General features: G+C 59.3%; 14 protein-coding genes. 3 read left to right on the top strand and 11 right to left on the bottom strand.

Annotated features, from left to right (window positions below; all coding sequences use genetic code 11):
- Positions 1 to 36: 36 nt before the first annotated feature.
- Positions 37 to 1,005 (bottom strand): isopentenyl-diphosphate Delta-isomerase, encoded by a 969-nt coding sequence (locus tag CORGL_RS09285; protein WP_013707991.1) that lies wholly within the window; start codon positions 1,003 to 1,005, stop codon positions 37 to 39.
- 271 nt (positions 1,006 to 1,276) lie between these two features.
- Between CORGL_RS09285 and CORGL_RS00620 the strand changes: the two genes are divergently transcribed.
- The 3 genes from CORGL_RS00620 to CORGL_RS00610 are packed head-to-tail and all read left to right on the top strand — an operon-like array spanning position 1,277 to position 5,589.
- Entirely contained in the window at positions 1,277 to 1,780 is a 504-nt protein-coding gene (locus CORGL_RS00620; protein WP_013707990.1) for a MarR family winged helix-turn-helix transcriptional regulator, read from the top strand.
- Positions 1,773 to 3,611: an ABC transporter ATP-binding protein gene (locus CORGL_RS00615; RefSeq protein ID WP_013707989.1), complete on the top strand. Its 1,839-nt coding sequence runs from the start codon at positions 1,773 to 1,775 to the stop codon at positions 3,609 to 3,611. The genes CORGL_RS00620 and CORGL_RS00615 overlap by 8 nt, the downstream gene beginning before the upstream one ends.
- A complete protein-coding gene (locus CORGL_RS00610) occupies positions 3,601 to 5,589 on the top strand; it encodes an ABC transporter ATP-binding protein (RefSeq protein WP_013707988.1) in 1,989 nt (662 codons plus the stop codon). Before CORGL_RS00615 ends, CORGL_RS00610 begins: the two co-directional genes overlap by 11 nt.
- 153 nt (positions 5,590 to 5,742) lie before the next feature.
- Here the strand turns inward: CORGL_RS00610 and CORGL_RS00605 are convergent, their stop codons facing one another.
- The 10 genes from CORGL_RS00605 to CORGL_RS00560 all read right to left on the bottom strand — a co-directional run bounded on the left by CORGL_RS00605 (position 5,743) and on the right by CORGL_RS00560 (position 15,424).
- The gene (locus CORGL_RS00605) at positions 5,743 to 6,474 is read right to left on the bottom strand and encodes a GntR family transcriptional regulator (protein ID WP_013707987.1); all 732 of its coding nucleotides are present in this window, start codon (positions 6,472 to 6,474) and stop codon (positions 5,743 to 5,745) included.
- Between the two features lie 32 nt (positions 6,475 to 6,506).
- Positions 6,507 to 7,472: a carbohydrate kinase family protein gene (locus tag CORGL_RS00600; RefSeq protein WP_013707986.1), complete on the bottom strand. Its 966-nt coding sequence runs from the start codon at positions 7,470 to 7,472 to the stop codon at positions 6,507 to 6,509.
- A 1-nt stretch (position 7,473) separates the two neighbouring features.
- Positions 7,474 to 8,088 (bottom strand): P-loop nucleotide/nucleoside kinase family protein, encoded by a 615-nt coding sequence (locus CORGL_RS00595; RefSeq protein WP_013707985.1) that lies wholly within the window; start codon positions 8,086 to 8,088, stop codon positions 7,474 to 7,476.
- The gene (locus CORGL_RS09280; RefSeq protein WP_013707984.1) at positions 8,081 to 8,482 is read right to left on the bottom strand and encodes a tetratricopeptide repeat protein; all 402 of its coding nucleotides are present in this window, start codon (positions 8,480 to 8,482) and stop codon (positions 8,081 to 8,083) included. Before CORGL_RS09280 ends, CORGL_RS00595 begins: the two co-directional genes overlap by 8 nt.
- A 41-nt stretch (positions 8,483 to 8,523) precedes the next feature.
- Positions 8,524 to 9,816 carry a PTS ascorbate transporter subunit IIC gene (locus CORGL_RS00585; RefSeq protein WP_013707983.1) on the bottom strand — a complete coding sequence of 431 codons (1,293 nt, stop codon included), beginning with the start codon at positions 9,814 to 9,816 and terminating at the stop codon, positions 8,524 to 8,526.
- 54 nt (positions 9,817 to 9,870) lie between these two features.
- Complete coding sequence (locus CORGL_RS00580) at positions 9,871 to 10,167, bottom strand: PTS sugar transporter subunit IIB (protein WP_013707982.1); 297 nt, start codon at positions 10,165 to 10,167, stop codon at positions 9,871 to 9,873.
- Between the two features lie 58 nt (positions 10,168 to 10,225).
- A complete protein-coding gene (locus CORGL_RS00575) occupies positions 10,226 to 10,672 on the bottom strand; it encodes a PTS sugar transporter subunit IIA (RefSeq protein ID WP_245526915.1) in 447 nt (148 codons plus the stop codon).
- A gap of 1 nt (position 10,673) precedes the next feature.
- On the bottom strand, positions 10,674 to 11,555 hold the full coding sequence (locus CORGL_RS00570; RefSeq protein ID WP_013707980.1) for a class II fructose-bisphosphate aldolase: 882 nt from the start codon (positions 11,553 to 11,555) through the stop codon (positions 10,674 to 10,676).
- Positions 11,556 to 11,789: 234 nt separating this feature from the next.
- Complete coding sequence (locus tag CORGL_RS00565) at positions 11,790 to 13,316, bottom strand: MFS transporter (RefSeq protein WP_245526914.1); 1,527 nt, start codon at positions 13,314 to 13,316, stop codon at positions 11,790 to 11,792.
- Between the two features lie 374 nt (positions 13,317 to 13,690).
- Positions 13,691 to 15,424, bottom strand: a complete 1,734-nt coding sequence (locus CORGL_RS00560) for a leucine-rich repeat protein (RefSeq protein ID WP_280985029.1) — start codon at positions 15,422 to 15,424, stop codon at positions 13,691 to 13,693.
- Positions 15,425 to 15,491 lie beyond the last annotated feature (67 nt).

Genomic DNA, 15,491 nt, shown 5'->3' with positions numbered 1-15,491 from the left:
CGGGGCGCATCTCGACCTGACGCGGCCGATCCGGCCTCAGGTTCCGGCAAGGGAGCGAAGAGCGCCCCAGATAGAGGGGTCGCGCAACGCAAGCGCAAGCCAGGGTGTCAGGTGCTCCGGATCCCCATCGAGATAGCCTTCGATCTCGTCGAAGGGCACGAATCTGACCTCGGAGACCTCTTCGGTGTTCACCTGAGGGGAGCAACCGCCGGACAGCTCCTGCGCATCCTCCTCGCTGATCAGTCCGCCGAAAACGGCGCACCATTCGCATTCGCAGCGACCGTCTCCGTGGTTCTGTCTGTATACGACATGGCCGAGCTGTACAAGGGAGACGGCATCGCGCGAAAGTCCGATCTCCTCTTGCAGCCTGCGCTGCACAGCGCTCTCAAGGGTCTCCGATGGACGCGTATGACCGGCGCAGCTGTCAGAGAGCACGCTTGGCCACAGCTGCTTTGCAGGCGAGCGGCGGCACAACATGACGTGAGGGCCCCGCGCACCGGTTTGAACGATAACGGTTGCGAAGGCCCTGTGAAGCATGCCGGAGCCCGCATGCGCTCGCGAGCGCGAGACGATTCCGGTCGCGATGCCGTCGCGCGTCACGGTTACGACGTCTTCCTCATCGTCCCACGCCGAACGTCGCAGCCGGTCGATATAATCAGCAATCTCATGTATGAGATCCTGTGTTGCGGCCAGCAGCCTGTCTATATCCTCGCCGGTTGCGTTGTCGATGTGCAGCCCGCAAGACGCGACCACGGGCACGCGAAAGCGGGTGGCGAGCGACGAGGCGATATCATGCGCCGGGATCTCATCGCGATGACAGGGAACGGCCAAAATGCTGACGGTCGCGCTTCGATCGGCCTCCGGTCGCGGGATAGCCTGCGCCGTCGCACCGATGTGGGCGTGACCGGAGGAGCAGGCGACCACTGCGATCCCCGCCGGTGTCACCGTGATCGCCGCATCAAGCGCGAACCGGCCGTTGCCGACAGCAAGCACCTTCGTATGCATGACAACCTCCTCGCCCTCTCATCTCGGTTGCCATGTTGTCCCATATACCAACTATACAGTCAAGCGAACTCAGACCCGATCGGGGGCTACGCGACACGAGGCGAGCAACAGGAATAGAGGTCAGGAGCCGCGTATCAAGCGGGATGATCGCGCTGCTTCGGACCACCTTTGATCATGGTCCTTTATATTTTGGTACCTTGACATTGATTGACTCCGTAGTAGAATCCTCTATGTTATTTGAACGCGACTTCTATGGGGAGCAAGAGAAATCATGAGCGCACGGGACGCAGAGCCACCGGAGGAGGCGCGCAGCGAGTCGACCCATGGCCGCAGTCAGACGAGAACCTCGAGCGATCCGGTGCTCGACCGCGCAAACCGTATCCTGCACGGACTCGGTTACTGCGGTCACTTTCTTCATTTCCACGCCGGCGGCAGATCAGGCCGAGCGCCGATGCTGTGCCTGCTCGCCAAATACGGCGGAAAGATGGCTCAGCAGGAGATCGGGAGACACTTCGACATCCAGCCCGGATCGCTCTCGGAGATCTTGGCGAAGCTAGAGGCTGACGGCCTTATCGAGCGGACAAGGGACCGGCAGGATCGCCGTCAGCTCTCCATACAGCTCACGCAATCCGGTTTTAAACAGGCCGAGCAGGAACGCTGCGCTCGAGAGCGCTTCAAGCGCGAGGCGTTCTCCTACCTGAGTGAACACGAGCAGGTGCAACTCGGCGCGATGCTCGAAGCCATCCGAGCCGCATGGGAGGAGCTCGATGATTAAAACGCTTATGGGCAGCATCAGAGAGTACAGGCGGGCATCCATCGCAACACCGATCATCGTCACGGGCGAGGTGGTGATGGAGGTGGCGATACCCTTCACCACCGCCCAGCTCATCAACACCATTCAGGCGGGCGCAACCCTGCAGCAGCTGCTCGGCTACGCCGCGGTGCTGATTCTGATGGCCCTGGCCTCGCTCGCCTTCGGCATCGGTGCGGGAATCACCTGCTCGGACGCGTCATGTGGCTTCGCCAAGAACCTCAGGCACGACCTGTTCCAAAGCGTGCAGCGCTTCTCGTTCGCCAACATCGACCAGTTCGCTTCGTCCTCGCTCGTGACGCGCATGACGACCGATGTCACAAACGTTCAGATGGCGTATATGATGATCATCCGCACGGCGGTCCGCTGCCCGCTGACGATGATCTGCGGCATCGTCATGGGCTTCGTCATGGGCGGGCCGCTCGCCATCGTGTTCGTCGCCATCGTACCGCTGCTGGGTTTCGGGTTGGTCATGGTCATCCGCAAGGCCATCCCGATCTTCCGCAGCGTGTTTCACAAGTATGACGCGCTCAATGAGTCGGTCGAGGAGAACGTCACCGGGATGCGCGACGTGAAGTCCTATGTTCGACAGGATTTCGAGCGAAAGAAATTCGGTGCCGCAGCCGAGGACGTGTGCCGCGACTTCACCCGCGTGGAGAAGATCCTCGCGCTCAACGCGCCGATGATGTATCTTGCGGTATTCGTGGTGTTCACCGTCATCGTCCAGTTCGGATCCTGGCTCATCGTCTCCACCCATGGGGCCGCCCTGAATGTCGGGCAGTTCTCCGCCCTGACTGTATACGGCTTCATGATCCTGATGAGTCTCATGATGCTCTCGATGGTCTTCGCGCTGATCGCGATCGCACAGGAGGGGGCGCATCGCATCGTCGAGGTCATCGAGAGCGAACCCACTATCGAGAATCCGGAGAAACCGATCCGCGAGCTGCGCGACGGATCTATCGATTTTGATGACGTGACGTTCATGTACTCGGAAAAGGCCGAGCACAGAGCCCTCGCTGAGATCGACCTGCACATCAAAGCCGGTGAGACCCTGGGGATCATGGGGGGCACGGGTTCGGCGAAGACCTCGCTCATCCAGCTCATTCCTCGCCTGTATGATACGACCGAGGGAACCGTGCGCGTCGGCGGCGTGGACGTCCGCGACTACGATCTCGAGTTTCTGCGCAACCAGGTCGCGGTCGTGCTTCAGAAGAACGTCTTGTTCTCTGGAACCATCAAGGAGAACCTCCGCTGGGGCAAGGAGGACGCCACCGACGACGAGATCTTTGAGGTCTGCAAGCTCGCGCAGGCAGACGAATTCATCCAGGGCTTCCCGGACAAGTACGACACCTATATAGAGCAGGGCGGCACGAATGTCTCCGGGGGCCAGAAGCAACGGCTGTGCATCGCCCGCGCTCTGCTCAAGCATCCGCGCGTGCTGATATTCGACGACTCGACCTCGGCTGTGGACACAAGGACCGATGCGCTGATCCGACAGGGTCTCTCAAACTATCTGCCCGATGCCACAAAGATCATCATCGCGCAGCGCACCGCCTCGGTCGAGCACGCCGATCGAATCCTGGTGCTCGACAACGGGCACATAGCCGGTCTCGGCACCCATGATGAGCTGATGGCGGACTGCGAGATATACCGAGACACCTATCTCTCGCAGAACCGCACCGGCGAGGTCGAGGGGCTTGCAGAGGATGCTTTGGTGGAGTTTGAGCAGAATCTGGAGACGCAAACCGAGAAGCAAGCGAAGACCCTGAAAGGGGGCGAGGTCGATGCGCACTGAGACCGTGAGAACGGATGGCAGCGCCCAGGATCCAAGAGAGCTGTGCGAGAGCCGCCCCGATGTTGCCGGCCATCAGGCACCGCGTCTGCCCGAGCGGGGCAACCGGGCGGACACGCTGCTTCGACTCATCCGCATGCTGTTCACCTTCAATCCGAGACTTCTTCCTATTGTGATCGCATGCATCATCATATCGGCGATCATCGGCGCGCTGCCTCCCGTATTCATGCAGCAAGCCCTGGCCATCGTCTCAAGGGTCTGGAGAGACGGTCAGTGGTCCGATGTCTCCGGAGAGATAAGCGGCCTCGTATTGGTCCTTATCGCGCTCTACGCCGTTTCGCTCATCTGCGCGTTCACCTTCACACGGCTCATGGCCATCATCACGCAGGGCTCGCTCAAGAAGTTCCGCGAGATGCTGTTCGACCATATGCAGAGTCTTCCGATCGGCTATTTCGACACGCATCAGCGCGGCGACATCATGAGTCACTACACCAATGATATCGACACGCTGCGTCAGATGATCTCTCAGTCCATGCCCAACATTCTGCTCACGCTCGTGACGCTGTGCTCCGTTTTGTGCGTCATGCTCTACTACAGCTTCTGGATGGCTGCGATCGTCGTGATCGCCACCGCGTTCATGGCCTACATAACAAAGGTCCTCGGCGGCCGCTCCGCACGCAACTTCGTCGAGCAGCAGCACGAACTCGCTGTCGTGGAGGGACATGTCGAAGAGATCATGAACGGCCAGCGCGTCGTCAAGGTGTTCTGTCATGAGGACGCGGCGCAGGCGGACTTCGACGCGCGCAACGAGCGCCTGTTTCGAGCATCGCGCGCGGCGAACATGTACACCAACACGCTCATGCCGATCCTCATCAACCTCGGCAACCTCTCCTACGTCATCGTCGCGCTCGCCGGCGGGCTGTTCATCTCGCTCAGCGTTCCCAACGTCTCCATCTCCGGTCTGGCGTTCTCCATCGCGGTCACGGTGCCCTTCCTGAATATGACGCGCCAGTTCGCCGGCCAGATCGGTCAGATCTCACAGCAGATCAACGCCGTGGTCATGGGCATCGCCGGTGCGGAGCGCATCTTCGAGCTTCTGGACGAGGAACCCGAGCACGACAGCGGATACGTGACGCTGGTCAACGTGAGGGAGCACGAGAACGGTGAACTCGAGGAGAGCGACGCTCGCACCGGCAGCTGGGCTTGGAAGCATCCCCATGCGGACGGCACGACGAGTCTCGTACCCCTGCGCGGAGATGTGCGCCTGTGCGATGTGGACTTCGGTTACGCGCCCGGCAACACCGTCTTGCACGATGTGACCGCTTGGGCCAAGCCGGGCCAGAAGATCGCATTCGTTGGTGCGACCGGAGCCGGAAAGACCACGATAACCAATCTGATCAACCGGTTCTACGACATCACCGAGGGCAAGATCCGCTACGATGGCATCAACATCACGAAGATCAAGAAAGACGATCTGCGAACGTCGCTCGGCATGGTGCTGCAGGATGTGAACCTGTTCACCGGCACCGTCATGGACAACATCCGCTACGGCCGGCTCGACGCGACCGACGAGGAGTGCATCGCCGCCTCGAAGCTCGCCGGTGCCGACGGCTACGTGCGCAGGATGCCCGAGGGCTACAACAGCATGCTGACGGACAACGGTGCGAACCTCTCACAGGGCCAGCGGCAGCTGCTCTCCATCGCGCGGGCAGCGGTCGCCGACCCGCCGGTCATGATCCTCGATGAGGCGACCTCGAGCATCGATACGCGTACCGAGGTGATCGTGCAGCAGGGCATGGACGCCCTCATGAAGGGACGCACCACGTTCGTGATCGCCCACCGCCTGTCAACCGTGCGCAACGCCGACGCGATCATCGTGCTCGACCACGGTCGGATCATCGAACGCGGCAGCCACGATGAGCTGATTCAGAAACGAGGAACCTACTACCAGCTCTACACCGGAGCATTCGAACTGGAGTAGACCGAAAGAGCTCGGAGAGCGTGCTAATTCAAGCCCGTTGCGCACAGCTTGCTCGACTCGGTCGCGAGCAAGCTGTGCGCCCGCGACATGGTGGTTCGCTGCGCCCGATGGGTGACCATCGAGCGATGCATGGAGCGCGTTCAGATCTTCGGACTATGAATCCAGCTCGATCTCCAAGTGGTACAGATCGGCGCGATAGTAGGTCATGACGCACTCACGAGGCCTGTTCTCGGCATCGAAGGAGATGCGTCTGATGTAGAGCAACGGTGCACCGAAAGCAAGCTGCAGCAGCGGAGCCGTCTCTCGATCGGCCGCAATGGAATAGATCTGCTGGACGGCGCGCCGCCAATGCACATCGAGTTCGCTGCTGAAATACGCGCGCAGAGATTCCCGTGAGAAGTCATGTTCGATCGCATGGGGCACGAATGATCTCTCGTAGTAGTTCATCTCAAGATAGAACGGCTGCTCGCCGGAATAGCGAACACGGCGCAGACGATAGAGTTCCGTGCCCGGATCGGTGTCGAGAGCCGCAGCGATCTCCTTTCCCGCGGGCATGATGGTCGCATCGATGAGACGCTTCTCTGATGTCGACTTGTCGACGACGTTTTTCTTAAGGTAGCTTTTCACGTGCTGAAGTGCCGAGCTCGGATGATTCGACACCACCTCGGAACCATGGCCGCGCCTCTTGTTGATCAGCCCGTTCGCCGCAAGCATCTCCATCGCCTTACGCGCTGTGGCGCGCGAGATTCCATAGCGCCTCATCAGCTCGCTTTCCGATGGAATGAGCTCGCCGACCGCGTACGCGCCGCTGAGGATGTCTTGGAAAAGAATATCGTACAACTGATAATACAGCTGTTCCTTTCCACTGAAATCGAGGGAGGCCATCGATACCCCTTTCGCTTGCCAGATCGTGATATCTAGCTTAGCTCTTCCATCACGGCCTCAAGCGCCGGAATAGAAGAAAGCCCTCCTATCGATCTGACCGCTATCGAAGCCGCCATCGAAGCGCGGACGAGATTGCTCTCAAGTGACATGCCGCTTAAGAGCCCATGGGCAAAAGCCCCGTGGAACACATCGCCTGCTCCGGTCGTATCCACCGCGACAGCGGGATGCGCCGGAAGATGGTGCGGATCGCCTGCTCGATCCCTGTATATGAGCCCGCGATCGCCAAGCGTGATCACGGCGACTCCTGAGTTGATCTGCTCGATCTGCGTGAGTAGCGCATCGATCTCGAAGAGATCATTCGGATCGATAAGACGGGCTCCTCGATACTGCTTGGCGAAGTCCTCGGAGCAGACGAGGTAATCGACATGTTGCGCGACCTCGTAGGTATCCTGTCGGAAGGTTCCTGCGTCAACCACCGATATGGCACTCGGATGCGCTCTCAGATATGAAAGAGCGGCCTTGGCCTCATGCCCGTCGGCGAGGATCACATCAGGTGCCTCGGTGGGGATCGGAAAATCGCAAACTTCAGCATATGACATACATGACTCGGCCACACAGGCCCTCTGCGCCCGCATTCCGCAACCATACTCGGAATCTTTTTCAACAACATTGAAGATCGCGCGGTCACCGCTTTGATCATCCACGGCAATAATGCTGTAGGAAGTCGGAGCGCATTCGGTTCGCAAGAGATAGCGCGTGCCCACACCGCACCTGACGAGATCAGCCTCGATCAGCTGTCCATAACGATCGCGGCCGACGCGCGCGACGAGCTCTGTCGGTGCCCCCCATAGCGCGCACAGGCAGGCAGCGTTGAGCGCAGGAGCTCCCGAGCACCCGTGAGGACGCCTCACGCGGTACTTACCATTCGACTTGAGGGGGCCGCTGTAGGGCAGCGTCACATCGAAGACGGCCTGACCGATGCAGAAGATACCCTCCATCTCATATCCCCTCCAAAAAGCTGTCGATATCGCAAAGCAACGCCGGATAATCGATGCGGTCCACATACGTGGCATCGATCTCGATGAGCCGGCCCAGCTTGAAACGATCATATCCCTTGCTCGCGCATCGATCTAGAAAGGTCTCAAGGTCAACGAGGTCATCTGCCTGAGTGCGATCCGAAAGAACATCCCCTGCATGATAGCGAGTCACGAGATGGCCAAGATGACGTGAACCCGACAGGTCGCGTTTCCGGGAACGCGCATAGATCACATGTGGATCCCCGACGAGCCGCACGGTCAGTACGCGGCAACCGTGCCGCGCGCACGTTTTGACAAGCCGCCCCTTTTGCTTATCGGAGAACGGATAGTCGCTGATCACCTTTCCCTCATGGCTCAGAAGCTCATCGAGTCTGCTGAAGTACAGCTGCCACACCCGGAACTCAAGGGCCGCCTTCTGCTCAGCGCCGTCGAATCCACACGCGTCCCAGACCTCCTCCTTTATATCATCCGGTGCGATCGCCGAGAACGTATGCGGATGCCGTTCGACCAACTTGGACAGCAAATAGCTCTTACCTGTCGCAGGATAACCGGCCAGCAGTATGAGCGCGCTAGACATTGCCCCTCAGCATGTCCTTCGATAACTGCAGCATCGCTTGCGACCGTTTCATCCAATACGCGATCGCCTCATCATCTCCGGCTCTGGCTGCCGCAGCGCGCTTGACGTTGTAGAGCTTCACGAGAGAGGTTGAAACCTTGCCCAGCTGCTTCTCTTTGGCCATGCTGCGCTCGAACAATTCGATGGCGCGATCTGTGTCACCGATTTGCATATAGAGATCAGCAACCTCGTTGAGCTGCGAGATCGACGGATCATCTCCAAGTGAGGTCGCAGATTCGAGCACTTTTGCTGAAAGCTCGCTTGCCGCACCGACCTCACCTGAGTCGTCGCCTCGACCCCGCTCGACAGGTTTCGTTTCCTCGTTCCGCCTTCTCTTCAAACTGAACAGCCCCATGAAACACCTCCTGTGGACTTGCAATCCCTCCAAAGGATCCCCTACATGCCGAAAAGACCCATGATCGCTCGAATGAGCATAAAGAAGAATCCGGTGAAGGCGGTGTCCACATCAGTCACGGTCATATTGACGAAACCCGCATCCAAAAGCATCGGCGCCAGCAGAGCGGGCACGATCATGATGAAGATCCCATGCAGGATGCAGCCTATGACCACCCCGCGGCGACCGCCCATCGCGTTCGCAAAGATTCCCGCCGTGCCACCGGCGAAGAAGTTCGACATGACACCGGGCAGGATCATCGGCAGGCCGAGAAACGGTGTCAGGAACATGCCGATGATCGAGCCCAAGGTTGTGAAGATGAATCCCAAGATCACCGAATTGGGCGCGAACGCGAACAGGACGGGACAGTCGAGCGCTGGTTTGGCCTCGGGCACGAGCTTCATCGAGATCCCTTGAAAGGCCGGGACTATCTCGGCGAGAAGGAGGCGAACACCGGCGAGCAGCACATACAGTCCAACTACGAACTGCATCGCCTGCAGAAACGCAAAGACCATGTAGTTCGTGCTGCCCGCGTAGCGCGCGGCTGCTGCGGGACCGGCCACTGCAGCGATGATCAGATAGAGCGGTATCATGACGCAGCCTACTGCCATATAGGTATCCTGCAGAAACGCCAGACCCTGTGGAAGCTCGAGATCCTCAGCAGACCTGCTTTTGCTGCCGATCCTGCTCGTGAGATATGAGACGCCCGCAGTGAAGATGTAACCGAGCGTGCAGAAGTGACCGAGCGCGATGTCGTCATCACCGGTGATCCTGCGGACGAATGGCTGTGCTATCGCCGGCATGAACGTGGCGAAGGCACCGCCGACAACAGAGGCGGACACAATCAGCGTGACCCCTCGCAACCCCAGGTACCACGCAAATACGATCGCCAGCGTCGCCTCCCAAAGCAGCGCCTGCCCGGTCAGAAATATGTACTTGAACGGCGTCACGCGCGCAAGAATGATGTTCACGATAAAGATGCCGGCGAGCGCGAGAGCGATCTCGGAACCCAAGCCGAGCTCGTTCATCGCTTGCCCGTTTATGCCCTCGATGGACGCGACAAGACCCTGCAGACCGAATGCCTTGTTGAACATCTCCCCGAAGTACGCCAAGGAGCTCTGCATGACCGATGAACCAGCGGCCAGCACAAGAAATCCGAGTATCGTCTTGAACGTGCCGGATACGATATCGTTCAATGATTTTCGCTGCAGCACAAGACCCAGACATGCTATCAATCCGATTATGACGGCGGCCTGTGTCAGGACATTTTGAATGATGAACTCGAGCAATGCCATGAGTACACACCTCTTTCAGGTAGTAGAGCTCAAAAGGATGAAAATCAGCGCTTCTTAGAGTTCTCCCATCTCTTTGAGTACGGCAACCAGCTTCTCTTCGATCTCATGTTTATCGACGAGCCGCTTCAAGTACACGCACGGCAGGCCCGTGTCATAGCGCTCGATCTGCGTCTTGAAGTTCTCCGCCGCCACGATCATGTCGAAGTTTCTCGCTGTGCCCGCAACGCTTGAGACCCCGTCGTGATCTAGTTTGCACGAAACATCGAGTTTCTTGAGAACGGATTCGATAGCCATCTGACACGCGAAACTGCTTCCCAGACCATTTCCGCAGACTGTGAGGATCCTGACCATGAGCATTCCTTTCCCTGGTTGGGGCGGGTGCCCCGTTTCAGAGACGCATGTCTCCCTTTCAACTTTGAGATGCCGGATCGGCGTCGATGAACGCCCGGTAGATCGCCTCTGCATCCTCAAGCGCGACGATACCGTCGATCTGCCTTTTATCCATGAATATGCCGGCTAGCACTTTCATCGCGTCGATGTGGGATCGCGAATCCCGCGCAGCGAGAGCCACAAGCAATCGCACATCGAAACCGTCTGCAGAGAATCGGATGGGATCTCGGAGGACGGTAACGGCGAGCTGTTCTTTGATCACGCCGTCTTCAGGGCGACCATGAATGAGTGCAACCTCTTCGGTGAGCACGTAATAGGGGCCGACTTGTTCGGTCGCGCGGATAATCGCCTCAGCATATCGCGCTTCGACGCAGCCGCTTTCGAGAAGCGGATGAATCGCCAGGCGAATGGCATCCTGCCAGCGGTCGGGTTTCTCGGCCACACGGACATTCTCAACTCTGAGCATGTCACTCAGCCGCATGTGACTCACCGCTTTGCGCAGAGGAGATGTTCTTGAACAATTCGATCCTATGCTCGACGACCGCCGCGACCGCGTCCAGCGCCGGCAGGACGTCTTCTCGATTGGATGTATTCTCTTTGTTTGCCTCATAGGCAGCCAACGAAGCGCGATTCCAGTGCACGAGAAGATCGGTACCGACATTGAATTTGCGTATTCCGAGATCGATCACTCGCCTGACATCCTCATCTCTGACACCGGTCCCGCCATGGATGACAAGAGGGAACCCGTGAACAGCGTCACGGATGCGCTCAAGCTGATCGAAATTGATACTCGTCTTCGATCGGTACTGACCATGATTCGTACCGATGGCAACTGCGAGCGCATCGATGCCGGTCAGCTCTATGAACTCAGATGCCTGATCCGGGTCGGTGTAGCAAACCTGTTGCTTTGATATGCAGATACCATCCTCTGTCCCTCCGACGGTGCCCAGCTCCCCTTCGACTGACGCTCCCCCGCCACGAGCATAGGCGACCACACGCTTCGTTCCCAAGATATTCTCCTTGAAAGGCAATGCGGACCCGTCGAACATGACAGAGCTGAATCCCGCATCAACCGCCTTGCGGATTTCAGCGAAATCCTTGGCGTGATCCAGATGAAGCACGACGTCGACCCCATATTCTTCGGCCATGGACCGGCAGACGGCGACCAGATTGCGCTGACCGATGTAGCTAGCCGTCCCTTCACTCGTCTGGATGATCACGGGGGTCTTCTGATTTGCGGCAGCCCGGATGATCGCAGGCAGCATCTCGATATTGTGCGTGTTGAACGACCCGATTGCCATGTTCAACCGGGTCGCCTCAGCCAGCACCTCTCGCAGGGTTACGTACATCTTCTCCTCCATACTCATGGGGCAAGGGCCCCGTTTCCAGTCGCCCGCACATGCAAAACGACGCACATAAAACAATCGATTGTTATAATATCAGAATATACGTATATTTAATGCGCGCAGCAGAAACTTGCTCGATTTCCCGGCTGCCGGCGGAATTCTACCGTTCATAGAAAGATGCTCACAATGCACCGAGAAAAAACGATAGCAGCTCACGGTCGTTCGGCTGCACCGGCCTTACCGGGGCGAACGACGATCACTCGAGCGCCGGCCCTCTCTTGTGCTCATGCACCACCTCAGAAGCGCCAATGCGAAGCCGAGCGCGACGAGCGCAGCGGTCAGCGTATACGTCCAGCGATACCCGTAGAAGAACAAGTCGGGTCGATCAGCCAGATAGCTCGTCACGCGCCTGCCTGCCCGAGCACTCATCTGCCCGTAGAGAACAGCCATTCCACCGGATATGCCCAGGGCCATGCCGGTGTTTTGAGCAAGGCTCGCAACGCTGCCGACGAAACCCAGAGCATCGGGAGGCGCGCTGCCCATCAGCAACGAGTTGTTCGGCGATTGAAACATGGAGGTGCCCAGAGACATGAGCGCGATGAACCCGACGATCTGCGAAAGCGGGCTGCCCTGCGTGAGGGCTCCCACGCTGAAGATCCCGATTGCATAGATCGCGAGACCCGCTGTCGTGGGACCGTGGGCGCCGATACGGTCTGAAGCCGCGCCGGACAGCGGACCGACCACGGCATTCACAAGCGGGATCACCGCGAACAGCAGTCCTGCCGTGCTCGGATCAAAGCCGCGGGCATCCTGCAGATAGAACGGCAGCACGATCTCGGTCGCGCCGATCGCGACGAAGCTGATGAGCGTGAGCATCGCATTGAGATCGAACTGGGCGCTGCGAAATATCGAGAGCTGAGCCAAGGGTTGCGGCGCTCGGCGCTCCCAGACGATGAAACCGGCGAGCAGTCCCGCGCCCGCTCCGAGCGCGAGACCGAGCCGCCAAGAAAGCCCATCGCCGATGAGCGTCACGCAGCTGAGCGTGATCGCCACTCCCGGGACCAGCATGAGCGCCCCGAGCATATCGAAGCGCTCGCGGCGCTCGGCGCGGACCCGCGGCAGCGTCTTGAAGCCGACCGCGAGCGAGATCGCACCGACCGGCACGTTGATCAGAAAGATGTCCTCCCATCGCAGAGTAGAAACGATGAGCCCCCCGAGCACCGGTCCGCACATCATACCGAGTGCCACGAAGCTCGCAAGCACACCGAGCGCGCGCCCCCGCTCGCGAGCAGGAAAGGACTCGGTGATGATGCCCATGCCCGTCGCCATGCCCGCCGCCGCACCGATCCCCTGCAGCGTGCGCGAGGCCATGAGCGCGACGAAGGTTCCCGAAAGACCGCACAGCAGCGATCCGGCGGCAAATACGGCAACGCCCGCTTGGAATACACGGACCTTGCCCGCGAGATCACCGAGACGGCCGAATACGAGCAGGGTCGCACAGGTTGCCACCAGATAGATCGAGGCGACCCATTGTATGGAATCGAGACCGACTCCGAGCGCCTTCTGCATCACCGGCAGGGCCACGTTGACGATGCTCGAATCCAGCGTGCTCATGAATGTCATCACGAGCACGGTGATGAGGATCGCCCATTTGTTCCTGCCGTGCGTATCGCCCTCCACTGCGGCTCTCGCGCTCGGCTCGACATCGGAGCCCTCAGGGGGGAGATTCGTTTTCGCCTCGGTTCTCACATCGCCTCCAGTCACGAAAAAAGGGCGGAATCCCGGCCTCATAGCAGCTGCTGAGCTGGGAACCCGCCCTCGCTTTTGGGGTTCTTATGTCTGGTTCAGAGTTATACCATGCAAAGGCCCTCTCCGTCAAAGTGAGCGCCGTTCGTGGCGTATGCGGATAGATACCGGTCGATGCGACGCCGCTGCATCGTCTTTATCAACCTCTTCTCGGGGGCGATGGGTTTCTTATACCTCAAACGCGCGCTTTTTGTACAGAATAAAATGAATAACACCCTATTTTATGGTAAAAATACGCGCATCTGTGCACGATGGGTCAGTCATCTTGCTGCGCCGACGGACTGAGCGGTCGGATACGAGCGGCGGACGGTGTCGGTCTCGCCGTCCCACGACTAGCCGGCTCGGCGCGCGCGGCCGACAAGCAGAAGCCCGACCGGGACCGCAGCAGACAGCGCCGCAGCCGCGACACCTGCCGCCCGCAGGCCGTCCGCGGTGGCCGCACCGGTCCCGGGCAGCCGCGGAGCGCGGCCGAAGGCGACGGCCACCGAGATGGAGTCCGGTGTCGTAGGGGTGTAGGGTTTGTCGTCCACGATGATGCCCCCGTCCTCATCGATCGCAATCGAGGTCGCTTTTGCCGAATCTTGGTAACCAGCCGGAGCCGAGCTGTTGAGCAGGTAGAACGTCCCCATCGGCAAACCGTAGAGGCGAACCTCGCCGTCGACGCCCGACATCTGGGGCCAAGTCGCCTCGGTTTTCTTCTCGGGGTCCACGAACAGCCCCGTAACCCATAGGTCTCGACGTGAGACATCTCTATCGCGGCTGATCACGTAGCCCGCGCCGGGAAGCAGGGTGCCCGCGTCGGCCTCCTGGCTCCGCACCTCGAGCGCTATCGAGATCGTCGAGGTCCATTTTGCATAGAGCGTGACCGTGGCATCCTGCACGTCGGTGAGATTTGTGACGCTCTGGCCATCGGCGAAGCCGGGCCCCGTGCCGTCCTTCTCAGAGGTCCAGCCCGCAAACGCGCGATGGGCCCAACTGAAGCCGTTCATGGTGAGGCGGCTGGGCACGTCATACACCATGGTCGTACTCGGGGTCGCTCCCGCCGTCGCGCCATTTCCGTCGAAGGCGACGGTGTAGCTCACAGCAGGCAGCTCACACGAGCGCTCCGCGGCCTCGACCGTGTTGTAGGGCAGCCGGCGGTCGACGTCAGTCGGATAGGCGAATGGTCCAGACGAGATGAGATGCGCACTCAAGCGGTCGGCTGATGGCGAGAGACCGGATCCGGATGGAATATCAAGAGCGCTGCGCTGAGGAGGTGCCGTCTCGTCGATGCTGATCTCACGGGATGCAAGACGAACACCACCGGAATCGACAATCTCTACGACAGCCGATCTGCTCGTGCAAACAATTGCAGTCGCTCCGTCAGAGGTCCCCGTGGTCCGTGCAGCGCTCACAGATTGCAGCGGATCCATGATGACGAGCGTACCGTCGGAGATCCGGTACGTCCTACCCCCGTTGGAAAATTCCTCCGTTCCGAGCCATGAGGAGTTGACGAAGATCCTTGTGATTGCAGATCCCTCCAAAGCGTTATCCGTAATGGTGAGAAGACTCTTGTCGCAAAGCAGATAGAGCGACGTGAAAGCGGTTCCGGAGAAGACATTGCCGTCCGAGACCTCCGGGTCGGGATGCGTGCCCAGCACGAGACCTACGGGCTTGTCCCCATGCATCGGTTGATTGATCACAAGATCACGCGCGTTCGCCGTCTTCGTGCTCTCGGTGCCCAGATCAAAACAACCGTTGAACGCCAGCGCACCGATGGTGGACACCGAGGTGTTCCCATCGAGACCGGTTGACTTGATATGCGGACAGCGCCAAAACGTGTAACCACCCAGACTTGTCAGCGTCTTGTTCCGTGCAAGCCCAGTCATCTGCAGGTCGGTGCAATCAGCAAACGCGGTCCCCAAGATGGTCGTGATCGACGCGTTGTCCTCGAGCCCGGTTGACGTCAGGGCAGTACATCCGTCATAGCATTCCCAGCTTAGAATCGTGATGCTGGTATTTCCGGCGAGACCTGTTGATTTGAGGTACTTGCAGCCATAGAACGCATCCATGCCAACCTCGTTCACCTCATATTCCAATCCATCATTTTTATTTATGATATGGCTGGGCAGTTCAAGCTCTCCTCTGGACGAT

The sequence above is a fragment of the Coriobacterium glomerans PW2 genome (assembly GCF_000195315.1).
GTDB lineage: Bacteria > Actinomycetota > Coriobacteriia > Coriobacteriales > Coriobacteriaceae > Coriobacterium > Coriobacterium glomerans.
Note: the sequence above shows the minus strand (reverse complement) of the source record. Positions and strands in the feature narration are given on the sequence as shown.